A 25,964-nucleotide genomic window follows, 5' to 3' on the forward strand; every position below is an offset into this window, starting at 1 on the left:
AGGATTCGAATATTTTCTGCTTTAGGAGTGCTTCCTGACTATAATAAACGTGAGACGCTTTATTTTTTGTCCGTTGCAACGGTCAAAAACGAGTGAAGCGTTTTCTTTCTGACAGGTTATGATAAAAACAAGAAGGGGAGGTTGATAGCCATGGGAGCAAAGAAAAATCGTGAACAACGGCTGTTACTACTTCTAACGAAACGACATGATTATATCACGTCCGAGGAATTGGCGGAGCATCTAGAAACTTCGCAAAAAACAATTTATCGCCTAATTAAAAAAATCAACGAAACACATGGCGAGGGACTGATCCAGTCAGAAAAGGGGCGAGGCTACAAATTAAACTACGAAAAATATATCAGCCTAGCAAACATTCAACCCAGTCAGCGCAGTCAATATTCTCCGCAGGAGCGTAGAAATCGTGTGATGGAGGAACTACTGCTATCATCGCCGAATGCGAAAAATGTTTACGACCTGTTTGAAGACTATTATGTTGGCGAGTCCGTCATTTTCAGTGATGAGCAAGTGATCGCTGAACACCTGCAGCGTTACGAGTTGAAATTGGAACGCAAGCAGCGGACGTTGGCAATTTTAGGGAAAGAGGCGAATCTGCGGCGAGCGATTGCTGATTTGATTCAGGTGCACAATATCATTGAAATCGATGATTTAAAGAATCATTCAGAACTGAACTTCAATAATTATGACGTGCTGTTTATTTTAGACCAGCTGAAGTTGATTGAAAAGCAATTGCAATTGACGATCCCGTATCCCTATAATGTCAATATTTTTTCTCATTTATATATTTTAATCAGCCGTTTGCGCAAGGTACATAGGCTTCCGAACGAAGAAATGAGTCCGCTTTCTAAAAAGGAGCAGGAACGTTTAGAGCAAGACAAGGCGCTTTATCAGGTCGCTAAGTCCGCGATTAAAAATGTTGAAAAGTATTTGCACAACGAGCTGCCAGAATCAGAGGTTTATTATCTTTATCAATACTTAGCTTCATCGCGGATGCAAGGATCGTTAAGTAAAGTAACAAAATTTTCTTCAAAGGTCGTGGAAATCACCAATACTTATCTGGATAGCATGAGTCAGCGGCTGAATATCTCGGCGAAAGGCGATTCGATCTTTCTTGATTTAGCGAATCACATCAAGCCTATGCTTAATCGCTTGGAACATGGGATTCATGTAAAAAATAGTCTGTTGGATCAGATTAAAATGACCTATGAAACCATCTTTTCAGATGTCAGTGATGTTTCAGATGAGGTGAGTCAGTGTTTTGAACTGCCGAAGATCAACGAAGACGAGAATGGCTTTATCACTTTGTATTTCGCACGAATCATTGAAACGAACCAATTACCAATTCGTACGGTGATCATGTGTACGACAGGTGTCGGTACTTCAGAGCTGCTGCGAGTCAAGATCGAAAAGAAATTTCCTGAGTTGGAGATTGTTGATGTCATAGCTTCAAGGGATGCAAAGCATTTTACGGAAAAATATCCAGGCGTCGATTTGATTTTAACCACGATCAGTGTCAGCGATATGATCCCTATCCCATCCTTGTTAGTCAGTGCGATGTTCACACGAGATGATCAAACCCGACTACAAAAGAAAATCGAGGCGATTTATGATGAACGATAATTTTTTCCAAGTTTTCTTGGACCAGCCATTTAAAGACAAAGCACATGTGCAACGTTTTATTGCGGAGTTCGCTAATCCGGCTGATTTGGAAGAATTGATTGATCTGTTGCAGCAGCGGGAAAAAGTCGGGAATACGATGATCGCGGAGCATGTAATCTTGCCGCATTTAGAAAGCCCGAAGATCAAACAAAGTCAGGTCCTACTGATCCGTTTAGCAGAACCGATTGATTTTGACGAGAAGACATCAGCAGTCCAGCTGATAATTACTATTCTATTGAAGAGCAATGAGAGCCAAGAAATGAAGAAGAAAATTGCCCAATTCACACGGCGCTTAGCAGACGATGATTTTATTGAACAATTACTAAGACTTGAAAATGAAACGGCAATTTACCATATTTTATAGGAGGAATAAATGATGAAAATCGTTGGAGTAGCAGCATGTACAGTGGGGATTGCCCATACCTACATTGCACAAGAAAAATTAGAAAATGCCGCGAAAAAAGCGGGTTGTGAAATGAAAGTAGAGACGCAAGGTACGATTGGGATCGAAAATGAATTAACCCAAGAAGAGATTGATCAAGCGGATATCGTAATCTTGGCAATCGATGTAAAGATTTCCGGCAGAGAACGTTTTGACGGCAAACGAATCATTCAAGTACCGACAGAAATCGCCGTTAAGTCACCAAATAAATTGATTGAAAAAGCCCAAGAGGTTGTTGCTCAAAAGGTTTAGGGGGAATTTAGATGGAAGTAAAGGACATTGTGGATTTAGACATCGTCAAAACCAATATGACCGCTAAGACCAAGGATGATGCCTTGAACGATCTAGCGAATCAGTTACTGAGGAATGGCTATATCTCTGAAGTAGAAGGATTTATCAAAGACATTTACGCGCGAGAGGCGGAAGGCCAAACGGGTATTGGAAATTATATCGCGATCCCTCATGGAAAAAGCGCCTATGTCAACAAGATCGGCGTGGCGATCGGGATCAATCAAGAGGAAATTCCTTGGGAAAGTTTAGATGGCAAAGGCGTGAAAGGGATCATTCTTTTTGCGGTAGGTAATGACAATGATGGCGCGACCAATCATTTGAAATTATTGTCACTGTTTGCCAGAAAGCTGGGCAACGATGAAGTGGTGGGCAATCTGTTGCAGGCGAAAAAGCCAGAAGATGTTGTTGAAGCATTCGCTTAGTTAAATGGAGGAAGAAAAATGAAAAAAATTAAAGAGTTAAATCTTAAAGGGCACTTATTGACGGCGATCTCTTATTTGATTCCGATCGTCTGTGGTGCCGGCTTCTTGATCGCCATCGGAATGGCCTTTGGCGGTTCAAGTCAGGATGCATTGGTTCAAGGGAAATTTACAATTTGGGATGCCTTAGCAACGATGGGTGGTAAAGGCTTAGGCTTATTGCCAGTCGTGATTGCGACGGGTATCTCCTATTCAATCGGCGGCAAACCAGGGATCGCTCCCGGATTCATCATTGGTTTGACCGCAAATGCCATCGGTGCTGGTTTTATCGGCGGAATCTTAGGTGGTTACTTAGCAGGTTATCTAGTATTAGCAATTTTAAAATATGTGAAATTACCAAATTGGGCAAAAGGGTTAATGCCAACGCTGATCATTCCATTCTTAACCTCAATCATCGGCGGGTTGATCATGGTCTATATTATTGGGGCACCAATTGCGGCATTAACATCATTATTAACAAACTTCTTGGATGGTTTAGGCAATTCTTCGTTATTAGTATTTGGCGGTGTGATCGGTCTGTTAAGCGGTGTTGACTATGGCGGTCCGATCAACAAAACGGTTTTCGCTTTTGTATTAACGATGCAGGCAGAAGGATTGAACGGTCCGATTACTGCTTTACAGTTAGTGAATACAGCAACACCAATTGGATTTGGCTTAGCCTTTTTCATCGCAAAATTATTTGGCAAAAACATCTACACGAAATTAGAAGTTGAAACCTTGAAGTCAGCGGTCCCAATGGGTGTGATCAATATCGTTGAAGGAGTCATTCCGTTAGTTATGAACGATATCGTGCGGGGTGTCGTAGCAACAGCTATCGGTGGTTTTGCTGGCGGCGCAACAACAATGATCTTAGGTGCAGATGCGACCGTTCCGTTTGGTGGTGTGCTGATGATTCCAACGATGTCGAGACCATGGGCAGGTGTGATCGCGATTTTAGTAAACGTGGTCGTAACAGCAGTTGTCTTAGCCGTAATCAAGAAAAATGTGACAGAAGAAGATGCAGCGATGCAGGTTGAAAAAGAAGAAGAGGACATCAATCTAGAAGATATTCAAATCTTTTAGTCCGGAAAGAGTGGCGACACATGAAAAAAGTAGAATTCTCCCCATCACTAATGACGATGGATTTAGATAAGTTTAAAGAACAGATTACCTTTTTGAATGACAAGGTAGATTCTTATCATATTGATATCATGGACGGGCATTATGTGCCGAACATTACTTTATCTCCTTGGTTCATTGAAGAATTGCGGAAAATCACCACGTTGCCGATGTCGGCGCATCTGATGGTGACAGACCCAAGTTTTTGGGTACAGCAGCTAGTAGATTTGCAGTGTGAATGGATCTGTATGCATGCGGAGGTATTAGACGGTTTAGCCTTTCGTTTGATTGATCAAATTCACGACGCCGGTTTGAAGGCTGGGATCGTGTTGAATCCTGAAACACCGATTGAAACGATTTTCCCTTATATCGAGCTGGTTGATAAGGTTACGATTATGACGATCGATCCGGGCTTTGCTGGCCAACGGTTTATTGAAAGCACCTTGGATAAGATCGTGGCGCTCCGCGAATTGCGTGAAGAAAAAGGGTACGATTACGTGATCGAAATGGATGGTTCCTCCAACCGTAAATCCTTCAAACGGATTGATGCAGCCGGACCAGATATTTACATCGTAGGTCGCAGCGGACTCTTTGGTTTAGACGAAGATATCGCTAAAGCTTGGGAGATCATGGTTAAGGATTATGAAGAAATGACCGGTAAAAAGCTTAGTTATGCAGAAGTAAACTAACGATAAAAATCTTGTAGCTGTAAAAGCTTCAAGATTTCAGACTGTAGACAAAGTCCATTTTATGGATGATGTCTACAGTCTTTTCTTTTATAATAGATTTATGAAAACGAATGCAAGGAGTGATAGTTATGATGTCTAAAAACAATACGAATGGTAGAAATCAATTTGCGATGCTTACGATTGATGATCTAGTTCCTCAAGATCATCTCGTTCGAAAGATTGATGCCGCGCTTGATTTTGAATTTATTTATCCAATCGTCGAAGCCACTTACTCCGATTTAGGTCGCCCAAGTATCGATCCAGTGATTCTGATCAAATTGGTGTTTATTCAGTATTTATTCGGTATCCGTTCCATGCGACAAACCATTAAGGAAGTCGATACCAATGTCGCTTACCGCTGGTTTTTAGGCTATTCCTTCGAGGAGAAAATCCCCCATTTCTCAACTTTTGGAAAGAATTATGTCCGCCGATTTAGAGAAACGACGGTGTTTGAGGATATTTTTGCCTATATTTTAGAACAAGCAGTTAAAGCAGGTTTTGTAACAGAGGATAATTTGTATCTTGATTCTACCCACATCAAAGCTAACGCCAATAAACATAAGTTTACGAAAGAAATGACCCATGATGAAGCGAAAGCCTATCAGGATGAATTAGAAGATGAGATCAATCGTCAACGAATAGAGGCCGGAAAACGCCCTTTTACTTTGGACTTAGAAAAGGAAGTGAAGCTGAAAGAAAGAAAAATAAGTAAGGCTGATCCGGAAAGCGGCTACTACGTCAAAGGCGAACGAGAAAAACAATTTGCTTATTCTGCCCATACTTCATGCGACGACAACGGATTTATTCTTAGCACAATCATCACTCCTGGAAATATTCATGACAGTCAAGTCGCCTTTCAGCTCGTCAAACAATCGAAGAGACTTTTTCCTGAAATCAACTGTGTTGTCGCTGATGCTGGGTATAAGACACCTAAGTTTGTTCACTTTTTGACTCATTTGAACCTTCGACCTTGTTTGCCTTATTCAAGGCCCAAAGGGAAAAAGGGGTTATTATCAAAAAACGAGTTTCTCTATGACGAGTATTATGATTGTTACATTTGTCCGCAAGATCAAATGCTCGCTTTTTCAACGGTTAATCGAGAAGGGTACCGAGAATACAAATCCAATCCAAAAGAATGTGTGAACTGTCCTCTGCTAAACCAATGTACCAAAAGTAAAAATCATCAACGAGTCATCACGAGACATGTTTGGGGAGATCTGATGGATGAAGTGGAACATCTTCGCCTAACGGATCTGAATAAATCAATTTACAAAAAACGGAAACAAACGATTGAACGAATATTTGCGGATGCAAAAGAAAAGCATGGGATGCGTTGGACCAAGTATCGAGGCTTGGAAAAAGTCGCGACGCATACGATGCTAGTGTTTGCTGCAATGAATTTAAAGAAATTAGCCACCTGGCTATGGAAAGGCAAGGAGCCTTTATTTTTTTGTTCAAAATTTCGAAAGAAATCAGATAAAAAGACGTCTCAAACTCAAATTACGAGTTCGAGACGTCTTTTGTCTACAGTCTGAAATCTTGTAGCTGTAAAAGCTTCAAGATTTTTTGTTTATACAGAAGCAGTAAGTTGGTCTTTTGTGATATAGTATACAATAATGTAAACGGTTTAAAAGGATGGAGGAATGTGATGGAATATCGGGGACCTATGCTGGTAGTGAAGGATATGGAGCGGTCAAAAGCATTCTATCGTAAGTTTTTAGAAGTGGATATCGTTTCTGATTTTGGCGAGAATGTGACCTTCAATGGCGGCTTGTCATTACAAACGGAGGAATCGTGGATTCGATTTACCGGCTGTGAGAAAGAGTCATTCAACTATCAGAATAATACGGTAGAGTTCTATTTTGAAACGAAGGACTTTGATGGGTTTATCGAGCGGACAAAGGAAGAAGAGTTAGATTTTTTACGAGACATCGCTACGATGGAGTGGGGGCAAAAGGTTGCGTGCTTTTATGATCCAGATAAGCATGTAATCCAAGTCGGAGAAGATCTGACGGTCATGGTGAAGCGCTTGGCTGCTGATGGAATGACTGTGGAGGAACTAGGTGAGAAGACCTTTCTCGGAAAAGAAATGGTTGAAAACATGTTGAATAGTTAAGAAGTTGAAGGCAGATAATTCTGAACTGCCTTCAACTTTTTTTATTTAACCGCTGAGTTGTCCAATTCTCATACAAAAAAGCAAATGAATTGATCGGAGCCTGAAGACTAGCCTCTAGCATTCGTGCTAAAGCCGTTAGCTTCATTTGTACTTCTTGATCGGTCCAAGTAAATAACCCGGGATCGAGTAAAAAAATAATCGGCGACAGTAAAATTTCCGCTAGCTGTTCGGGGTGTTCACAGACAAAGACGTTTTCTTCGACTCCTTGCTGCAAAATTTCACCAACGATTGGCGCCAGACGTCCCATGATAAAGGCCATTGATTTCTGATGGATTGCGGCATTTTGCGGTTCGTGCAACGCACTATCAACTGTTTGATCGACAGCGGTGTTGCGATAAAAATACAGTAAGAGCTTTATTTTTTCTAAAGCTGAAGCCTCGACAGCGGCTAATTTTGTCCGACAAGTTTCAATCACATGATTGTATTGCCGTTCAACTAGGGCATCTAAGACTTCTTCTTTACTCTTAAAATAATAATAGAGCCCGCCTTTAGCGATCCCCGCTTTTTTCGCAATATCCTGAACAGAAGCAGTACCGGCAGTTCCTTCGTAAAGCAGTTCCTGCAAGGCATCTAAAATTAACTCTCGTTTACTCATCACATCGACCTCCAAAAATAGTATAGCATATTAAGTTGACCATCGTTCAAAAAGTTGTTATGATGAAATTGTTGAACGATGGTCAAAAACAAAGGAGGGGTTATTTTGTTAGTGTTAGGTGTATTTATCATCAGTATGTTGGTACTTGTTTTGTTCAGTGTAGGATTACTGATCAAAGGGGTGCTTTATTTGTTTAATCGATTTCGCGGAAGACAGGTCCTATTTGCAACAAAAGGAGTGAGAAGAAGTTTGTTAGGGATGTTGATAGTTCTGGTTTTAGGAATTGTCTTAATAATGTTCACTCAGCTGACGGCAGCGACACCGAAAATCGCTAAGGAGAATAGTATTGCAGAGTTGCGGAAGGTTGAATTGAATGGGCGTAAGGAATGGATCAGCATTCGTGGTGAAAACCGCAGCAAGCCAGTACTTCTATTTTTAGCGGGCGGTCCGGGGGGATCACAGCTGGCAGCGACACGTTATGAACTTGCAAAATTAGAAAAGGATTTTATCGTAGTTAACTGGGAACAGCCTGGTTCGGGAAAAGCCTACTCAGCGATTCCGCGGAAAAATTTGACCCCTGAAATTTACGTTGAAGATGGAACGGCTTTGGTTCGTTCGTTGTTAAAAGAGTTCAAACAGGAAAAGCTTTATCTGCTAGGAGAATCGTGGGGGAGTGCACTAGGAATTTTTATGGCAAAAGAACAACCGGAGCTTTACCATGCCTTTATAGGCACCGGACAAATGGTAGCATTTGAAGAAACGGAGAAAATCGATTACGCGCTGGCGATGAAGCTGGCAAAAGAGAATGGAGATCAAAAGGTCGTGGATACGCTAAGAAAAAATGGCGAACCGCCTTATTACGGAAATTCTGTTACCACCAAAAGCGCGACCTATCTCAACTATCTCAGTCAAAAGATGGCAGGAAATCCTGAGATTCAAAATGGCGGCTTCCAAACGATGCGGGATCTTGCGGCGAAAGAGTATGGCATCTTGGATAAGGTCAATTATCTGCGAGGCATTCTGCAAACCTTCAATCATGTGTATCCGCAACTGTACAATGTAGATTTGCGGAAGGAGTACTCAACATTAGATGTTCCCGTCTATTTTCTACTAGGGAAGCACGATATCAATGCGCCACTTAGCTTAACTGAAGATTACTATCAAAAATTGGACGCTCCCAACAAGGAAATCATTTGGTTTGAACACTCCGGCCACAATCCTTGGATCAACGAACCAGAACGCTTTGTAGAGGCGGTTCAGCAAATTGCCGAAAATAAAAAATAAGACTAGAGCACCCACGAAAAAATCGTGGAGACTCTAGTCTTTTTAATTTTCGAATTGGGCTTGATGCAGTTGATAATAGCGTCCTTGTTTAGCTAGCAGCTCTTCATGATTGCCTTGTTCGACGATATTGCCGTCATTGACGACTAAGATCAAGTCAGCTTCACGAATGGTCGAGAGGCGGTGAGCAATGATGAAGGAGGTTTTGTTCACCATTAAACGACCCATCGCTTCTTGAATCTGCAATTCGGTCTGTGTATCAACATTCGACGTTGCTTCATCGAGAATCAATAATTCGGCATTCAAAAGCATTGCCCGGGCAATTGTCAGTAATTGCTTTTGTCCTTGTGAGATTGCTAAACCATCTTCGGTCATCACCGTGTCGTAGCCCTTTGGCAGTTGTGCAATGAAATCGTGAATGTGAGCGGCTTTTGTCGCTTTGATCACTTCTTCTAACGTGGCATCTACATTTCCATAGGTCAGATTCTCAAAAATCGTTCCCGTAAAAAGCCAAGTATCCTGTAGGACCATCGCATATTGCTTTCGCAGACTGCTGCGGGTTGCTTCTTTGATATTTTGTCCATCCAAGTAGATCGCACCGCTAGCCGGATCGTAAAAACGCATCAGCAAATTCACAATTGTGGTTTTTCCGGCACCGGTAGGACCAACAATGGCGACAACGCTGCCGGCAGAAATATCAAAGGATAAATCTTTGATGACCGGTTGATCTGCTTGATAGCCGAAGGAAACATGGTCAAAGCGTACGTCTCCATGAACTTTTTCAAAGACATGAGCATTTTTTACGTCTTGAACTTCAGGATCTTCATCTAATAGCTTGAAGATTCGTTCAGCCGCGGCAATAGACGATTGCAGGTCACTGAAAATATTTGCTAATTCATTGATCGGACCGGAGAATTTTCGTGAATACAATACAAATGAGGAAAGCTTTCCTAATGTTAAGTGACCAAACAGGAATAAAAAGGCACCTAAGATACTGATCAATGACAATGAAACATTATTTATGAAGTTGACAGAAGGACCAGTCATACTGCCGTAATATTCTGCATTGTAATAAGCAGTCATGGCTTCTTCATTCTTCTTGCCAAAGCGGGTGATCATTGTTTCCTCTTGATGATAGACCTTGGTGGTTTGTTCACCGGATAGCAGCTCTTCAGTCAGGCCATTTAATTCACCAAGTTTGGCAGAACGTTGTCTAAACAAAGGCTGGAACTTATTGGTTAAGTAACGGGTCAGTAAAATCGACGCGGGGACAGTAACTAAAAAGATCGTCACCATCACTGGCGAGATCACTAGCATCATAACAAAGGAGCCGATAACCGTGACCAGACTACTCAAAACCTGAACGGAGTCACTAGCCAATGAAGTGTTAATCGTATCGATATCGTAGCTCATCCGACTGACGATGTCACCGGTTTGGTGCTGATCAAAATAACCAACGGGCAACGAAACGATTTTCTCAAACAAATCTTTCCGTAAACGAAACGCGATTTTTTGACTCAGAAAGATCATCAATCGTTTGATCCCGTAGCTTAAAATTGCGGAAGCCGCATAGAAAACTACCATCCAACTACAATAGAAGAAAACTTTTTGAAAGGCGACATTGCCTTTGCCAATCTGGATCGCATCAATCGCGTACCCAGACAATAGGGGACCGACTAAAGCAAATAGGTTACTGGCAATCGTCAAGACGACAGCTAAAAACAGCAGCCATTTGAATTGATACAAATATCCCCATAAACGCAGCAGTGTACCTTTGCGTGAGCCTTTATTCTTCAATGGCTTGCCCTCCTGTCTGTCCTTGATAGATTTCTTGATAGGTTGGATTTTCAGTTAGTAACTCTTCATGAGTGCCATAACCAATCATTTTCCCTTTATTTAATAGTAGAATTTTATCCGCATGTTGGATCGAACTGATTCGCTGAGCGATCAAAATCTTGGTAGTATCACCGAAATGTGTTCGCAAAGCCCTTCGTAGATTCGCATCGGTATGATAATCCAGCGCGCTAGAAGAATCGTCTAGGATCAGCAGATCAGGCTGCCCAATCAAAGCACGAGCCAAGAGCACGCGTTGTTTCTGCCCACCACTGAGATTTTGTCCTTTTGCTTCCAAGCGGTGCTCCAGACCATCAGCAAGTTTGTCGATAAATTCTCGAGCTTGTGCATCATCGATGGCTTGCTGGAGTTGCTCTTCTGAAAAGTTACGACCGAACAAAATGTTTTCTCGAATCGTATCGGCAAAGAGTACGTCCTTTTGCAGGACAGCACCGATTTTTTGATGCAGTGCATCAAGAGAATAATGTTTGATCTCTTGTCCGTCTAATACTATCTGACCGGAAGTTCGATCGTATAGTCGTAAAATCAGACTGGCGATCGTGGTTTTTCCGCTGCCGGTCGCGCCCATAATCCCTAATGTTTCACCAGGATTTACGCTGAAGTTGATGTGTTCGATCGCATGACCGCCGTCAGGATAAGAAAAAGTCACATCATCAAAGACCAGTTTAGTAGAAGCAGCTTTTCTTTGATTCAATGATCCTGGTACTAATGAAGGATTTTTCCGTAAGACTTCATTGATCCGATTCGCTGAAGCCAGACCACGGGAATACAGGACAAAGATGCGGGTGATAGAAAGCATCGCGTTCAGGATAATCGTGAAATAGGTCAAGAAGGCAACGATCACTCCTGGCTGAGTCAGTCCGGCATTTACACGATAGGCGCTAACGACAATCACAAGGGTCAAACCTAAGTTTAAAAATAGATCTAACAAAGCTGGAGAAGCAGCCAACGTTACATTGGCGGTTGTTTCCGCATTGACCAACGATTGATTGACGTTTTCAAAGCGCTGGCGTTCGTAGGCTTCTTTTGATAAAGCTTTAATCACGCGAGAGCCTGTTACATTTTCCCGCACCGTCAACACAAGTTGATCAACTTGCTTTTGCAATTTTCCAAATAAGGGCACGCCCTTTTTCGAGATATGCGTCACCATTACAAAGATGATCGGCATCACTGCCACTAAAACTAAAGTCAAAATCGGATCTAAGGTAGTAGTAATCAAGATTCCTCCGGCCAAAAGGATCGGCGCGCGAATTCCCATACGCAGCATAACACCAAGGGTCAAATGAATATTGTAGGTGTCCGATGTTACACGTGAAACTAATGAAGAGACCCCCACATCTTCAATCTGGGTCGTGTCTAGATAGGTGATTTTTTGAAATAGATCGCCGCGAATATTTTTTGTCGTATCTTTTGCGATTCGTGAGACCATGCGGTTAGCGACGATATTCGCCCATAAGGAAAAAGCGGAAGCTGCCAACATGACACCGCCCCAAAAGAGAATTTTCTTTGGGTCTTTTTGCGGAATCACATGATCTAGAATATAGGCCAAATTCCACGGAAGAACCAATTCCATCATGGTCCCCAAAAATTTGATGATAACACCTACTGTAACACGGGAACGATAAGGTTTTAGATAGTTAAGAATTAATTTCATGTTTACTCCTTTTTACACATTTCTGTTTCGGCTTTCTCTACGATCGTTTGCAATTCGGATAATAAGTTCTGTTGCTGTTCAGTCGGAATCTCCGCTAACAGCTTTTGATTCCAGTCTGCTAGGATCGAACGGATTTCTGCTTCGATTGCCAAAGCTTTATCTGTGGGGAAGATTCGTAAACGACGTGCGTCTTTCTCATCGTTTTGTCTCGTAATGAAGCCTTTTTGCTCCAGTTGTGCCAATTGGCGAGCGACATTGCTTTTATTGATAAAGATTTTGCAGGCCAAGGCTTCTTGTGAAATTCCCGGCTCGTCACAAATACTTAAGATGTAGGCGTGATGCATTTCCCCTAAATCTAATTTCTTAAATTCTTTTTCGCGATACAAAGCAGAAAGCCGCGCAATACGATTGATCATTTTTACAAAAGAATCCACCTAATTATTCCTCCTTGGTAGTTACGAATTCGCGTGTAAACAAGCACAGTACAGTATAGAAGAAAAACGTTGCGGGTGCAACGTTTTTGGGCTGTAAATAATTTCCTTCTCTATTTAAGTAGTGGCAGATGTAATTTTCTGTTGTTTATGCACGAAAATTTACGTTCTTTACATAAAAACAACAATCTTTATTTTATCTTTGCAGGAACTTGACGGTGCCTTTACACTCCTTCGCTATACTTTTTATTAGAGAAAGTCAGCTCACAATGAGCAAGCAAAAGTTAAACTCGCTAGAAAATCGCCTAAGAGCATAAAAGAATGGTAAACGAAAGAAGGAGTGGATCAGGTGCTAAAACTCGAGAATATCACGAAAAAATTTCAGGAGACGACAGTACTGGACGGGATCAATTTAGAAATTGAGTCTGGTGAGATCGTTTCAATCCTGGGACAATCAGGTTCAGGAAAAACGACGCTATTAAATCTGATTTTAGGATTGGATGAGCCAAGTGGGGGAGAAATTTTCTTCAATAATCAGAAGATCACCCATACATTGATGGAAAAACGTCCTTTTAATATTGTTTTTCAGGATTATGCCTTGTTTCCTAATTTGACGGCTTATCAAAATTTGACCTACGGACTACGCAATAAAAAAGAGTGCTCCACCAAAGCGGAGGTAGACGAGCTGATTCAATTGTTGAATCTGGAAAAGCACCTAGAAAAACCAATTCATCAATTGTCAGGCGGACAAAAGCAGCGGGTTGCACTTGGCCGAACATTAGTGATGAAGCCGCAGCTGCTTTTGTTGGATGAGCCGTTGAGTGCCTTGGATGGAGTAATCAAGGAATCAATCAAAGAAAAAATCCAAGAAATTGCCCGTAAGCTGCATTTGACGATCATCATTGTTACGCACGATCCGGAAGAGGCCTTGACGATGTCAGACAAGATCGTTGTTTTAGATGAAGGGAAAATTGCTCAATGCAGTTCACCAATCGAAATTATGAGTCAGGCTTCCTGTCATTTTGTTGAGGAGTTTATTGTCAATCAGTTGGCAATCAAGCAACAGAACATTCAGCAAATCTTTCAGCAATCAGTCAATATGGTGGCCTCATGAGAGCGGCTTTTTCATTGAAACGAGTGATTAGCTGGAGTGTGCTGATCTTCTTCTTTTTATTTTTAGCTTATCCGATCATTCAAATCGTGTTAACAGCTTTCCCACGATCCGACGGGAGCAGCTTGAAATATTCTTTAGCGGCTACGAGCTGTTCAACAATTTTAGGCTTTTTCTTGGCCTATGGAAATAATTTTACTCGAATCAATCGGCGATTTTTAAAGGTAAATGAAAGTGTTTTGCATTTTCCGATGCTATTACCAACGATTACTTACGGATTTGTCCTTATTTATGCTTTTGGCAAGCAGGGATTGTGGAGCAAAGTTTTTCAACAGGAACTGTTCCATATCTATGGCTCCATCGGTATTTTATTGGGATTCATCATTTATACATTGCCACCAATCTTCATTTTGATCAACAATTCGATGAAATATTTAGATACTCAGCTATTCATTGTTTCACGCCTGATGGGGGATAGCTGGTATCGTTCGCTTTATATAACGATCTTGAATCCATTGACGCGCGTGTTGGCGGTGGCTTTTCTACAGGGCTTTTTTATGTCCTTTACAGATTTTGGGATTCCCAGCGCGGTAGGAGGACAAACCCCGTTCATCACGACATTATTATATGAAGGATTCATGGGAACCATTCCCGATTTTCAGTTTGGGTCTTTAGTAGCGTTAACGATGTTGTTGCCGTCAATCATCAGTATTTTAGTTTTGAACTATTTACAGAAGAAGGTGGTGCGTTATGAGCGTCCACGACAGGCAGTGATCAAAAAGAATCCGGTAAGAGATTGGTGTTTTCGACTACTTTTCATCAGCATCTCTCTTTTCATTTTAGGAGTATTCGCGGTCTTGATTATTATTCCAATGGTGAGCAATTGGCCCTATGAATTGACCCCAACCTTCAATAATTTCGCCCGCTTTATCCAAGATGACAGCTTGATTTTAACCTTGAAAAATTCACTGCTGATGGCTTTGTTGACGGCGGGAGTTGGGACAATTATTGCCTATTCGGCGGCGATATTGACCTCCAGAGAGCGGAAGCTTTATAAGGTCAATCAAGTAATTGACAGTATCGCCACCATTACGAATTCGATTCCCGGGATGGTTTTGGGGGTGGCTTACTTATTGCTATTCAGTGGCAGTCAGTTGCACAATACATTACTAATCTTAGTGATTGTGACGATCGTCCATTATTTTTCAACACCGTATCAGATGGCGAAAGAGGCACTGCAAAAGATGAACTTGAACTGGGAGAACACTGCCAAGTTGATGGGAGATAGCTGGTTAAAAACAGTTTGGCGAATTCTGATCCCGAATTCAAAGGTAACGATTGTAGATATCTTCGCGTATTACTTTTTCAATTCGATGGTCACAATCAGTGCTGTCATTTTCTTAACAAGTGCCAATACGATGGTTATTACCGCCAAATTAAAAGAGCTTCAGCATTTTGGCCGGTTTAACGATATATTTATGCTCTCGCTGTTTTTGCTAGTAATCAATTTAGTCATGCAAGGAATTACTCAAATTATTAAAAGGATTGCCAGTTCCACTTTTCCCAGTCAGACAGCTGGTAAAAAGCTGCCTACAAAATTAACTGCTATTCAAAGAAATAAAGTATAGAGGAATGGTATACGGCTTGAAAATCGGACTAATTTTTCTCAAGAAAAATTAATCCATTAATATGAAAAAGGAGAATGATGAATGAACAGAAAAAAACTACTCGCACTGCTTGGAAGCTTGCTTTTCCTTCTATTATTAGGCGCTTGCAGCAAAAGTAATGCGGCTGACGAGAAAGTCACGATTTATACTAACGCTGACGAAGAACCGGTGGAGGTAATCAAGAATGTTTTAGACAAAAACGGGTACAAGGGCAAGTACACGCTGCAATCATTCGGCACTTCTGAGCTAGGCGGAAAGCTCTTAGCGGAAGGAAAAAATATCGAAGCGGATTTAGTCACGATGAGTACCTTCTATTTAAATAGTGCTCAGAAAAAAGACAAGATGTTTAAAGAATTAACGCTTCCAGTCGAATCGTTAACGAAAATTCCGGGTTACACGGCACCTTTTACCGTTCAAGAAGGAACAATTTTCTATAATACCGATGTCATGAAGGAAATGAACTTACCAATTCCAACTAGTTTGAAAGATTTAGCCGATCCGAAATACAAGGATGCCTTGTCAATCTCAGATATCAAACAATCGTCTACAGCGTGGCTGCTGTTCCAAGCGTTAGTTGATAATTACGGGGAAGATGAAGCGAAAACGATCCTGAAGGGGATATACAAAAATGCGGGGGATCATTTAGAAAGTTCTGGTTCAGGTCCGTTGAAAAAGGTTCGGCTAGGTGAGGTTGCGATCGGATTTGGGTTACGACATCAGGCAGTCAAAGATAAACAGGATGGATTGCCGATTGATTTTGTTGAACCCTCAGAAGGAACGTATACATTAACTGAATCTTTGGCGGTGATTAATAAAGGCGACAAAACCAATCCTGAAGCAGAAAAAATGCTGGATTTGATTTTGGAAAAGGGTCGTAAAGACTTATTGGAAATCTATCCAAGCGCACTGTACAAGGATGAGCAGGTAGATAGCGCGCACGTAGCGAAGGACCAAAAAGTCTTTCCAACAGAATTAACCGCAGAATTATTAGAGCAGCACCAGAAATTAATCGATTAAGGAGCTTAGCATGGACTACAAATTATTGACACCCGGACCGTTAACGACGACTCAGACGGTTAAGCAAGCAATGATGGTGGATCATTGTACATGGGATGAAGAATACAAAACGATTACTCAGGAAATTCGACAAAAGCTATTGTCTTTAGCAGGTGCTTCCCCAGTAGAATATACGACGATCTTAATGCAGGGAAGCGGATCATTTGGTGTGGAATCTGTCCTAAGCTCCGTGATCGGACCGACGGATCATGTGCTTGTTTGTGTAAATGGCGCTTACGGGCGTCGAATGGTCAGCATGTGCGAACGGCATCATTTGGCTTACAGCGTGTATGAAGTCGCAGAAGATGAAATTCCGCAAGCAACGGACATAAAAAGCATTCTCGTGAATGATCCAACCATTTCTGCGCTTGCGATGGTTCACAGTGAAACGACTTCTGGTATTTTAAATGAGTTAGAAGAAATTGCTGCACTTGCCAAAGACAATGAGCTGCTGTTTATCGTGGACGCAATGTCTAGCTTTGGGGGAATTCCAATTGATGTTACGGCATTGTCCATCGATTTTCTAGTCTCAAGCTCGAACAAATGTATTCAAGGAGTACCAGGCTTTTCCTTTACGTTGGCCAAACGGGCACAGCTTGAGCAACGTAAAGAGTTTTCACGAACGGTGTCTTTAGATCTTTATGATCAGTATGAAACGATGGAAAAGGACGGCAAGTGGCGCTTTACTTCACCCACCCACACGGTTTTAGCCTTTCATCAAGCTTTAAAAGAGCTAGATGCAGAAGGCGGAATCTACCAACGCTATATGCGCTATTTAACAAATAATCGACTGCTACGGCAAAAAATGAGTGAATTGGGCTATCAGCCCTTCATCAAGCAGCATCAAGGGCCATTTATCACTTCATTTTTATATCCCAAGCAGAGTGCCTTTAACTTCGACCATTTTTATCAGCATTTGAAACAAAATGGCTTTGTGATCTATCCAGGAAAAATAAGTTCCGTCGATTGTTTCCGCATTGGAAATATCGGTGAGATTTATCCAGAAGATATTGATCAGTTAGTCAAAGTAATTGAAAATTACTCGGAGGTAGCATATGTCAGTTAAAACAATTATTTTAGACTGGGCTGGGACAACAGTCGATTTCGGCTGTATGGCACCGGTTCATGCTTTCAAAAAAGCATTTAGAAATAAGAACATCGAGCTTTCCAATGAAGAAATCAGAAAACCGATGGGGATGCTTAAAATTGAGCATATCAAACAGCTGCTTTCGCTTGAGCAAGTAAAAAAGCAATGGTTTGAGCTTTATGGACGTCTTTCTGAAGAGAAAGATGTGCTAAGTATCTATCAGGATTTTGAGAAATACTTGTTTGCAGATCTCGCAGAGAACAGTCATTTAAAACCGGAAACCAAGCAGGCGATGAAAAAAATTAAGCAATTAGGCTATAATATTGGCTCTACGACTGGCTATACCAAAGAAATGATGGCTGTTGTATTAAACACGGCCACGATGGAAGGCTATCGTCCTGATTATGTCGTAACACCAGATGAGGTTGATTCATTGGGGCGGCCATATCCATTCATGATTTTTGAGAATATGCGCCATTTTCAAAACCATTCGATGGAAGAAGTGATTAAAGTAGGAGATACAATCGCTGATATTCAAGAAGGAAAAAACGCGGGGGTCTTGAGTATCGCTGTCACTGAGGGAAGCTCAGTGATGGGACTTTCTTTAGAGGAATACAAACAATTCTCAAAAGAAGAAATGGAACGGTTGAACCAACAAACAGCGGAAATCTTTTATCAGCATGGGGCGGATCTTTGTATTAAAAATCTACTGGAATTAGCTGAGCTTTTGCAGGAGCATTCAACGATTCCAAAATTACAAACAAAAAAGCGAGAATCAGCGTAGGCGAAGAGAAATATCGGCTTTAAAAGTCGATATTTCTTTATTTATTCAAAAAATAAAAAGAAAAAACAAAAAAAGATTTTTTCTGTTTTGCTATTCTTAATAATTTCATATTTAGCTAGATTTAGGCTATTACAAATTTGTAAGCGAATTCAAAAACCCAAATTCCTTATTTTTATCCAAAAATTAAATTTTATATTTCAAAAATGGCTGAGACATTCCTTATAAATGCAGGTAGAATAATATGTGTAACCAATGGTGCGTACAATGAAGGAGTTCTCGCTTTTTTATGGTGTTAATGCAAGGAATTTGATGCAAATTACTAGCGAACGATAACACTCATAAAAGTTCATACAAAAAATAAAAAATACATATAAAGATCCGGTCATTGTAATTTTATTACTGACAGCATGCTGAAGGTTGATAAGCACTCAATCATGGATCATGTTGATTAGCTTCTCTCCTTATGCGAGGAGAAGCTAAAGTGCCGCGAGTCAGTGAAATAGTGTGACTTATCAAGTTGCTATTTAAAGGTTTAGCGATGAGCGGCGGCAGATGATTAGCATTCATTGGAAAATTTAAGTGGATGCATCATTATTGAAGAATGAATCAAGGATGCGGATTATTTTCAGCATCCTTGATTTTTTTCCATTCATTGGTTGCCCCTAGTGTTTCATTAAATACTTAGCTTGACTTGAGAGAGAAAGAAGGGGAAATGTTCATGAAAAAGATTGTTATGGTAATTTGCGGGATAGCAGTAGTTTGTTGGGGAGTTGCTAGTCTGCAAAGTGGGGCACTAAAAGCGGATAATTTACTTCAAGAATCCTCTGTCATAGAGACGACAGTTCCTGAAAGTTCTACCGTTCTACCGGTTGAACCTGAATCCGTACCGAAAGCATCGGAGCCGATTACTGAAACACCAGCACCAGCATCGGAAGTATCTGCTGTACCAGAGACTCCTGTGGAACAGCAGCCGGCAGAAAGTGCACCGATAGATACCATCCCAGAAATGCCTACACAAAGCAGCACAGTAGAACCACCGAAAAGCGATAGTTCAACTAGTGAAAGTTCCACAAGTAGTGGTACATCCAGTGAGAGCTCGACAAGTCAGAGTTCGACGAGCCAAACAGATACTACGTCCAGTTCGACTACTACACCAAGTGAGTCATCGACTTCTAGCAGCAGTGTACCTAGTGGATCGACTAGCTCTACTACTAGTAGTTCAACAGGAACGACCAGCAGTTCTTCAACGATACCGTCAAGTTCTGGTCAGGAACAGCCCCATCCTAGTACACCGTCTACGCCGAGACCAGTTCCAAGTCCAGCCCCGACACCTCCGGCTCCAAGTGAGCCTAAGGTTCAAACAAATACTGATGCTATTCAACAGCCGCCAGCTGCTTTTTCAGAGACGAGTACTTTACAGCTTCCAAGTGAGTTGAAGACATCTGAAGTTGCACAATCCGATCTAAAAGGCTATGAACTACCCTTGCTGTCAAGCTTTGAAAATAAAGCACAGGCCGCTTTGATTTATGACGGTATTAAAAAGCTTGGGATGGAACAGGCGAAGGATTTCAATGTGGAACAATTAGCCGCTAAGCTTTATAGCGATTTGTTTGCGATTGAGATCACAGGCACTCCAGAACAGGCAAGCGAAGAAATCAGTGTCGGTAGTCTGCTCTACCAAAAGAAAAACGACCAGCTTGAATTAGTCGGTGTCTATATTGGAAAAGAGTATTATCTGACAGTTGAAGATGTTGAAATCGCTGCTTCTGATGAATCAACGGAAACTGCGACGGATGGAGTTACAGAGCTTGATACAGAAAAGGCTGAGAATGAAGAGTCAGATAAAAAGGAAAAACAGCGACAGGTCGTTCTTCAGCCAATAAGTATTGATGAAGATTTATTGGTTCAAGCTTTGCCAACTGTGGAATTGACTGAATATGGACAAACAATCTTGGCTGAATATCCTGCTTCTATTAATTTTACTGAAAATGAAGGAGCGAAGAATTTTATTTCAACCATCGCGGAGGATGCACGTAAGCTGGGACAAGAATATGATGTCTTTGCATCAGTGATGATCGCACAGGCTTTATTAGAAAGTGGTTCTGGTACAAGCAGTTTGTCATTGCCGCCAAATTATAATCTATTCGGTGTAAAGGGAACTTATCAAGGTCAGGCTGTTTCAATGGCGACTCAAGAGGACCGTGGGAATGGCGAGCTGTACTCGATTAATTCGGCCTTTCGAAAGTATCCTAATTATGCTGCTTCATTAGGAGATTACGTTCAATTATTACGGGGCGGAATCTCTGGTAATGACGGATACTATAAAGATACGTGGCGCTCTACCGCAAAGAATTATTTACGATCGACACAGGCCTTAACTGGAAAGTATGCTACGGATACTTCTTATAATAGAAAGCTAAACTCGATTATTGCTGTCTACAACCTGACACAATACGATCGTGTCAAAGTTGATCAGTCTTCAGGGATTTTCATTAAGGGAAAAGATGAGATTCCTGAAGAATACCGAACGATGATGCGCTACCCGGATTATAACGGGGTCAATTACAACACTTCTGGTTCGTATCCAGTCGGGCAATGTACCTGGTACGCTTTTAACCGCGTGAAACAATTAGGCAAGAGCGTCGATGACTTTATGGGAAACGGCGGTGAATGGGGAACCAAAGGAAAAGCATTAGGCTATGAAGTCAGCCGCGAACCAAAAGCTGGCTGGTTGATTTCCTTTACACCAGGCACAGCTGGCTCAGACCCGCGTTATGGACATGTTGCTTTTGTTGAAGTGGTTCGACCAGAGGGAATTTTGATCTCAGAAGGCAATGTTTATGGAGGAACGGTGATTTCATATCGAGTCATTGATTCGAACTTAGCGAAATCAGATTTGGTTACTTATATTAAAGCAAAATAAAGGGGTGCCATCACTCATGGCAAATAAGCGACACGGGCACGCAGAGGATCCGTCGAATGACAGGAGGGCCATACTATTAACTGCCGGTCTTCTTATCATTCTATCTGTAACGATGCTGCTTGTTATGAGAGGACAATTACAAAAACACTATAGTGTCCACACGATTTCAGGTACTTCGATGATTCCGACGTTGACGGAAAAGGATCAAGTTCTCGTTAAAAAAAATGTTCAAGTTCAACGTTACGATATTATTGCTTTTTCAATGGATAAGGAAGAGGGGATGTTTGTCAAACGGGTGATTGGTTTACCAGGTGACAGTATGTTTGTTCGAAATGGTCGAATGGTTTTAGATCTCGGAGAACAAGGTGATTTTGAAACAACGAATACGTATCAGTTGTCACCAACTGTAGCAGATGAATTTCAAACGTTAAACAAAATTCCAGAAGATGTTTACTTCGTTATTGGCGATCATGTGGATGTTTCTAAGGACAGCCGGTCGTTTGGTTTTGTCCATCGAAAGTCAATCGAAGGAACTGTCCAATTCCGTTTTCCAGCGATTCATCTCGCTAAATTGGAATACTAAAAGAAAAGGGGAAAATACGTGATAATCATTAACTGGATTTGTGTAGGGCTCATCATTTTAGTGCTCCTAGTGTGGTTATATCGAATGGTTATCAACGTTCGATTGCAGATGATTAAGCCACCAAGAGATGCATCGGCGACTTTTCAGCGGAAGTTGGATTATGTTAAGCAAATTCAACAATCAAAGCATGTATCGGCGTTATTATTCGTAATCTTCTGTCTCGCAGTGGGAATGCTTCTAAGCACATACAGCCTGTTTCAGGTACAAAATCAGCTGTATGCGATGAATGAGCAGAACAATACACTGAAAGATGATGTCCAAGTAATGAAAAAGGAGCAAAAGAAATTAGTCAATAAGCTGCCTGTCAAAGAGTACCCGCAAGAGGGAATCGGCTTGCAGGATTATGCGTGGGACGAATTATTTTCTGATGATAGTCGTGAAAATCAATACGCAATGGAGAGTGATCTTTCCAGCAAACTCAGTCCTTACTTTGGGTTACCGACGACATTGATCGTCTTAGATATACCGACTCAAACGTTGAATATTGCCTTGGCTGGTGACTTGACCAGTGAAGACAATCGTCAACAAATTAAAGACAATATCACAGCCTTTGCTGCTGAAGCAGAGGGGATATCCAATCTAACACAGATCACCTTCCAGCTAAATGTAAGGGATGGGGAGAAGCAGAAACAAGATTATAGCTGTACTTTCTCTCGTGAGAATGGAGAAGATAAATTTTTAATGATTCAAGAAGAAGACTAACGGAAAGAAGGGAAAAAAATGGTAGCACAACAAAAAAAGAGCGGATGGTTTTTCAACAAGAACATTATCGATGAGATCAATTCTGTTCCAGAAGAGAGAGTTGAAAATGAGGAGCAAACCCCGCCGGCAGCGCAGGCGCAAACACAGGCGAAGCCTGCTCCCGCTTTGAAGATGGTTTCTGATAACACAATTCCAGAGACTCCAGAAAAGCAAGCGGAAGAAATCAAAGAGTTAAAACGTTTGATTTTTGAAAAGGAACAAGTTTTACAGAAATATAAAAAGGAAATGTCGGCACAAACTCAGCAGTTAACCAAAGAAAACGAGAATTATCGTCAATCTGTATTAAGGATGGGAGAAGAAAAGGCCCAAAATCGCCGCCAAATCCAAGATTTAGAAGCAGAGGTCCAACGAGCGCGTCAAGAAGTTCAACGACTGAAAGAGACACAAGAATTGGATCAGTTGAGACAGCAGTTGGAACAAGCTCTAGCAGAAAATGAAAAATTAAAGGATTCGGTAGCCCATTTAGCTACTGTAGAACAGGAGTTGGAAGAAATTCACGAAGAACATCAAGCACTAGTTGCCCAGCAAAAAGATGAAGAAATCCAACGACTAGAAAAAATCCATCAATTGGAAGGCCAGATCGATGAATTGATTGCAGAGATCAATGAGAAAGACGAAGAATACTCTCAATTAGATAAGGTAATCGTTGAGAAAGACCAAGCGATGGATCAAATGGCGGAAGAACAAGAAGCGAAAGAGCTTCAAGAAAAAGAACTCCTAGATCTAAGAGAAAAAGTTGCCGAGCTTCGTGCAGAAAATGAACAATTAAAAAAAGAAGCAGTTTCAGCACAGCAGGAAATCGGTGAAGTGTTGATTTCAGCACGAAAACAAGCCAATCGTATGGTAGAAAAATCCAAGATGGAAGCATATCGGATTATAGAAGAAGCGAAGAAAGAGTTGGCGATGATCAACGAGCAAGCCAAAGAGATTTCTGAAGAAGTAAACGAGTCTCGTCAGTCGGTTGCTTCAATGTATGAAGAGTTGCAAACTCGAGTAAATATCCTTGCGCAAGGAAAAATGCAAGAAGATGTAACGAAAATTCTAGACTAATCTATTCATAAGTTAAAAGAATGAAGGTATTAGCGTGTGCTGGTACCTTTTATTTTTATAGTAAAAAGCGGATTGTTTTCAGTTTTTTTTAAGGCTATACTTTAAGGTGATTGTAGTAGAAATACCCACTGTATAAACTATAAAACCAAAGGAGCGGATGAAATGAAATTAGCGATTATTTTGGAAACCAAAGAGCATGAGAAAGCTTGGAACGCTTTTCGATTTGGTGTAGCGGCTTTGAAGAAAGGGCATCAGGTGAAATTTTTCCTTATGGGGGAAGCCGTGGAAGTTGAAAGTATTGAAGACGATCAATACAATGTGCCAGCGGAAATGCAGAAGTTGGAAGAGCAAGGCGGCGAGCTATTGGCTTGCGGTACTTGCCTCAAATCTCGACAATTAGAGGATCAAACCTCCTGTCCAATTTCAACGATGTTTGATTGTGTTGAAATGGTGGAGTGGGCGGATAAGATCGTAACATTTTAAAAGCATAGAAAACTCCCTGACTTGAAAACAAAGTCAGGGATTTTTTTAATCATTCAGATTGTTTAATGCTGCGGCCATTTTTTTATTATCGTGTTTTGAGTAGAAATAAAAGGTGATGATATGCAGAATCAATGTAAGCAGCAATACGGCGATAAAGAACGGTCGGATCAGGTCGAACATCTGAGTCGAATAAAGATACACGCCTGTATAAGCGCAAAGCGTATTTAACACTGTACAGATGACAATATTGATTGAAGCTTTAAAGGTCGAATAGTTCCATAAAAAAGGATAGACGATCCCGAATAAAAGGCCGATTAGAACGCTAATTCCAACGAGATTCCAGATATAATGAAAAGGAATTTTTGAAGAGAAATCCGTGAGTGAGCAAAGAATAGTGATCCAAATAAACGATCCAAAGCCTGCTTGAAAGAAATTATTTTTTAATTGTTTGAACATGATAGTTCCTCCTTGATTTTCTTGGCATAGTGACGACTGACAATATAAGTAGAATCTGTTTTGGTGTGAACTTCTAAACGCGCGTGCTCTCCTAATTGGAAGGATTGAACACAGTTTAGATTTAAAATCTGCGAATTATTAATGCGATAAAAATTTTGACTCTCTAAAGTAACCAATTCCTTAAGCCGTTTTTGCATGAGATAGTTCTGCTGATTGATTAACTGGACGTTGACTAAATGCCCCATGGTTTCAAAAGAGACTATTTGGTCTAGCGGTAATTTGATTGAACGGTTATTTTTAGGATCAATTGCCACAATTTCCTGTTCTTGTTGCAGCTGTTTTTCAAGACGTTCGAGTTTGGCCCTGTTTTCAGGATTCGCAAAAATATCAATTTCGTTTAAGGCTTTTTCTTTCACCCAGGTAAAGTTGATGTTCATATGTTTCCCCCTTCTGTGACTTAAGCATAGCAAGGATTGTCAGCAGAAAGAATCTTTTTTTCGTTTGTTGCAGGAAAAGAGAGGTTTGTTGCAAAAATTGGCAATGTCAAATAGTTCTTGCGTCACAAAAACAATAAGTAAGTGGTGCTTTCTAGTATAATTTAGTTAGAGATCCTATCATCAAGTTAGGAAGGAGAAATCATCATGATCGCTAAGATTTTAAAAGCGCAAAGAAAAGAGCGGGGACTTACACAGCAAGAGGCGGCAAAAATTTTTCACGTGACACGCCAAACGATTTCGAATTGGGAGAATGAGAAAAATTATCCCGACATTCCAACGCTAGTTGCCATCAGTGATTATTATGAAGTCTCTCTTGATTATTTGATGAAAGGGGATGTGAAGTATATGGCTAAGATAAAGCAAGAGGCAAAGCTGTTGCAGTCGTTTCAAGTGGGTTTATTTTCTGTAATTTGTGCAGTTGCGCTGCTACTTTTTTCATTTGCTGGATTTGTAGCAGCGATCAATGGCGGAAGTCTGGCTGGAATCATTCCGATTCAGTTGTTGTTAACGATCGCTATGGGCTGGGTATGTGTGATCCACTTTAAAAACCTGAAGGATGTAATGACTCCTTCGGTTAAAAACACTGTTAGTATGTTTTTGCTGGTTACGTTGTTTCTCATAATTTTATGCACAACGCTCTTAATCCTGGCTGCGCTGGGCTATATTCATTTTTAAACAGACGATGTTGGTTTCTACAGGCATCTTTATTGCATTGACTAGGTGAGGACTATATATTTAG

Annotated in this window: 26 protein-coding genes; 20 read left to right on the forward strand and 6 right to left on the reverse strand. The window is 41.0% G+C overall.

The window, feature by feature from the left end; genetic code table 11:
- Positions 1–150 precede the first annotated feature (150 nt).
- From AUF14_RS14010 to AUF14_RS14045, 8 genes are all read left to right on the forward strand, one after another.
- A complete protein-coding gene (locus tag AUF14_RS14010) occupies positions 151–1,638 on the forward strand; it encodes a BglG family transcription antiterminator (protein ID WP_049219912.1) in 1,488 nt (495 codons plus the stop codon).
- Positions 1,625–2,041 carry a PTS sugar transporter subunit IIA gene (locus tag AUF14_RS14015; protein WP_049219911.1) on the forward strand — a complete coding sequence of 139 codons (417 nt, stop codon included), beginning with the start codon at positions 1,625–1,627 and terminating at the stop codon, positions 2,039–2,041. Before AUF14_RS14010 ends, AUF14_RS14015 begins: the two co-directional genes overlap by 14 nt.
- 12 nt (positions 2,042–2,053) lie before the next feature.
- Positions 2,054–2,371 carry a PTS fructose transporter subunit IIB gene (locus tag AUF14_RS14020; protein WP_034877290.1) on the forward strand — a complete coding sequence of 106 codons (318 nt, stop codon included), beginning with the start codon at positions 2,054–2,056 and terminating at the stop codon, positions 2,369–2,371.
- Positions 2,372–2,382: 11 nt separating this feature from the next.
- Entirely contained in the window at positions 2,383–2,832 is a 450-nt protein-coding gene (locus AUF14_RS14025; RefSeq protein WP_049219910.1) for a PTS sugar transporter subunit IIA, read from the forward strand.
- A gap of 18 nt (positions 2,833–2,850) precedes the next feature.
- Complete coding sequence (locus tag AUF14_RS14030; protein WP_048717948.1) at positions 2,851–3,951, forward strand: PTS fructose transporter subunit IIC; 1,101 nt, start codon at positions 2,851–2,853, stop codon at positions 3,949–3,951.
- A gap of 20 nt (positions 3,952–3,971) precedes the next feature.
- Positions 3,972–4,676 (forward strand): D-allulose 6-phosphate 3-epimerase, encoded by a 705-nt coding sequence (alsE, locus tag AUF14_RS14035; protein ID WP_049219909.1) that lies wholly within the window; start codon positions 3,972–3,974, stop codon positions 4,674–4,676.
- Between the two features lie 128 nt (positions 4,677–4,804).
- Positions 4,805–6,250: an IS1182 family transposase gene (locus AUF14_RS14040; protein ID WP_016181586.1), complete on the forward strand. Its 1,446-nt coding sequence runs from the start codon at positions 4,805–4,807 to the stop codon at positions 6,248–6,250.
- A gap of 113 nt (positions 6,251–6,363) precedes the next feature.
- Entirely contained in the window at positions 6,364–6,831 is a 468-nt protein-coding gene (locus AUF14_RS14045) for a VOC family protein (protein ID WP_016181763.1), read from the forward strand.
- A gap of 31 nt (positions 6,832–6,862) precedes the next feature.
- Here AUF14_RS14045 and AUF14_RS14050 read toward each other — a convergent pair whose 3' ends face one another.
- Positions 6,863–7,486, reverse strand: coding sequence for a TetR/AcrR family transcriptional regulator (locus tag AUF14_RS14050; protein WP_049219908.1), 624 nt, complete (start codon positions 7,484–7,486; stop codon positions 6,863–6,865).
- 111 nt (positions 7,487–7,597) lie between these two features.
- Between AUF14_RS14050 and AUF14_RS14055 the strand changes: the two genes are divergently transcribed.
- Positions 7,598–8,770: an alpha/beta fold hydrolase gene (locus AUF14_RS14055; protein ID WP_225844370.1), complete on the forward strand. Its 1,173-nt coding sequence runs from the start codon at positions 7,598–7,600 to the stop codon at positions 8,768–8,770.
- 42 nt (positions 8,771–8,812) lie between these two features.
- Here the strand turns inward: AUF14_RS14055 and AUF14_RS14060 are convergent, their stop codons facing one another.
- Genes AUF14_RS14060 through AUF14_RS14070 form a run of 3 tightly spaced genes read right to left on the reverse strand, consistent with a single transcriptional unit; the run spans position 8,813 to position 12,709 of the window.
- A complete protein-coding gene (locus AUF14_RS14060; protein ID WP_102866095.1) occupies positions 8,813–10,564 on the reverse strand; it encodes an ABC transporter ATP-binding protein in 1,752 nt (583 codons plus the stop codon).
- Positions 10,554–12,275, reverse strand: a complete 1,722-nt coding sequence (locus tag AUF14_RS14065; protein ID WP_049219905.1) for an ABC transporter ATP-binding protein — start codon at positions 12,273–12,275, stop codon at positions 10,554–10,556. The genes AUF14_RS14060 and AUF14_RS14065 overlap by 11 nt, the downstream gene beginning before the upstream one ends.
- Before the next feature lie 2 nt (positions 12,276–12,277).
- Positions 12,278–12,709, reverse strand: coding sequence for a MarR family winged helix-turn-helix transcriptional regulator (locus tag AUF14_RS14070; RefSeq protein WP_049219904.1), 432 nt, complete (start codon positions 12,707–12,709; stop codon positions 12,278–12,280).
- Between the two features lie 346 nt (positions 12,710–13,055).
- Here AUF14_RS14070 and AUF14_RS14075 point away from each other — a divergent pair, with 346 nt between their 5' ends.
- The 10 genes from AUF14_RS14075 (at position 13,056) to AUF14_RS14120 (ending at position 24,272) form a co-directional block, all read left to right on the forward strand.
- The gene (locus AUF14_RS14075) at positions 13,056–13,820 is read left to right on the forward strand and encodes an ABC transporter ATP-binding protein (RefSeq protein WP_016181757.1); all 765 of its coding nucleotides are present in this window, start codon (positions 13,056–13,058) and stop codon (positions 13,818–13,820) included.
- A 23-nt stretch (positions 13,821–13,843) separates the two neighbouring features.
- Positions 13,844–15,445, forward strand: coding sequence for an ABC transporter permease subunit (locus tag AUF14_RS14080; protein WP_227656348.1), 1,602 nt, complete (start codon positions 13,844–13,846; stop codon positions 15,443–15,445).
- An 81-nt stretch (positions 15,446–15,526) separates the two neighbouring features.
- The gene (locus AUF14_RS14085) at positions 15,527–16,501 is read left to right on the forward strand and encodes an extracellular solute-binding protein (protein ID WP_049221353.1); all 975 of its coding nucleotides are present in this window, start codon (positions 15,527–15,529) and stop codon (positions 16,499–16,501) included.
- Positions 16,502–16,511: 10 nt separating this feature from the next.
- On the forward strand, positions 16,512–17,606 hold the full coding sequence (gene phnW, locus AUF14_RS14090; RefSeq protein ID WP_049221350.1) for a 2-aminoethylphosphonate--pyruvate transaminase: 1,095 nt from the start codon (positions 16,512–16,514) through the stop codon (positions 17,604–17,606).
- The gene (gene phnX, locus AUF14_RS14095; protein ID WP_049221347.1) at positions 17,596–18,411 is read left to right on the forward strand and encodes a phosphonoacetaldehyde hydrolase; all 816 of its coding nucleotides are present in this window, start codon (positions 17,596–17,598) and stop codon (positions 18,409–18,411) included. The genes phnW and phnX overlap by 11 nt, the downstream gene beginning before the upstream one ends.
- Before the next feature lie 718 nt (positions 18,412–19,129).
- Positions 19,130–21,334 carry a glucosaminidase domain-containing protein gene (locus AUF14_RS14100; RefSeq protein ID WP_049221345.1) on the forward strand — a complete coding sequence of 735 codons (2,205 nt, stop codon included), beginning with the start codon at positions 19,130–19,132 and terminating at the stop codon, positions 21,332–21,334.
- A 16-nt stretch (positions 21,335–21,350) separates the two neighbouring features.
- Complete coding sequence (gene lepB, locus AUF14_RS14105; RefSeq protein ID WP_049221342.1) at positions 21,351–21,917, forward strand: signal peptidase I; 567 nt, start codon at positions 21,351–21,353, stop codon at positions 21,915–21,917.
- Between the two features lie 18 nt (positions 21,918–21,935).
- Positions 21,936–22,679, forward strand: a complete 744-nt coding sequence (locus AUF14_RS14110) for a hypothetical protein (protein ID WP_016181750.1) — start codon at positions 21,936–21,938, stop codon at positions 22,677–22,679.
- Between the two features lie 18 nt (positions 22,680–22,697).
- The gene (locus AUF14_RS14115) at positions 22,698–23,789 is read left to right on the forward strand and encodes a coiled-coil domain-containing protein (RefSeq protein WP_049221338.1); all 1,092 of its coding nucleotides are present in this window, start codon (positions 22,698–22,700) and stop codon (positions 23,787–23,789) included.
- Positions 23,790–23,951: 162 nt separating this feature from the next.
- Positions 23,952–24,272: a DsrE/DsrF/TusD sulfur relay family protein gene (locus AUF14_RS14120; protein ID WP_016181748.1), complete on the forward strand. Its 321-nt coding sequence runs from the start codon at positions 23,952–23,954 to the stop codon at positions 24,270–24,272.
- Positions 24,273–24,317: 45 nt separating this feature from the next.
- Here AUF14_RS14120 and AUF14_RS14125 read toward each other — a convergent pair whose 3' ends face one another.
- Together AUF14_RS14125 and AUF14_RS14130 are read right to left on the reverse strand one after the other, a co-directional pair.
- Positions 24,318–24,728 (reverse strand): hypothetical protein, encoded by a 411-nt coding sequence (locus tag AUF14_RS14125; protein ID WP_049221335.1) that lies wholly within the window; start codon positions 24,726–24,728, stop codon positions 24,318–24,320.
- Positions 24,713–25,165 carry a LytTR family DNA-binding domain-containing protein gene (locus AUF14_RS14130; protein ID WP_049221332.1) on the reverse strand — a complete coding sequence of 151 codons (453 nt, stop codon included), beginning with the start codon at positions 25,163–25,165 and terminating at the stop codon, positions 24,713–24,715. Before AUF14_RS14130 ends, AUF14_RS14125 begins: the two co-directional genes overlap by 16 nt.
- Before the next feature lie 204 nt (positions 25,166–25,369).
- On the opposite strand from AUF14_RS14130, the gene AUF14_RS14135 reads away from it, so the two are divergent.
- Entirely contained in the window at positions 25,370–25,900 is a 531-nt protein-coding gene (locus AUF14_RS14135) for a helix-turn-helix domain-containing protein (RefSeq protein ID WP_049221329.1), read from the forward strand.
- Positions 25,901–25,964: the final 64 nt, after the last annotated feature.

Origin of the sequence: Enterococcus avium, assembly GCF_002891025.1 — a bacterium.
GTDB classification, from domain to species: Bacteria; Bacillota; Bacilli; order Lactobacillales; family Enterococcaceae; genus Enterococcus_A; species Enterococcus_A avium.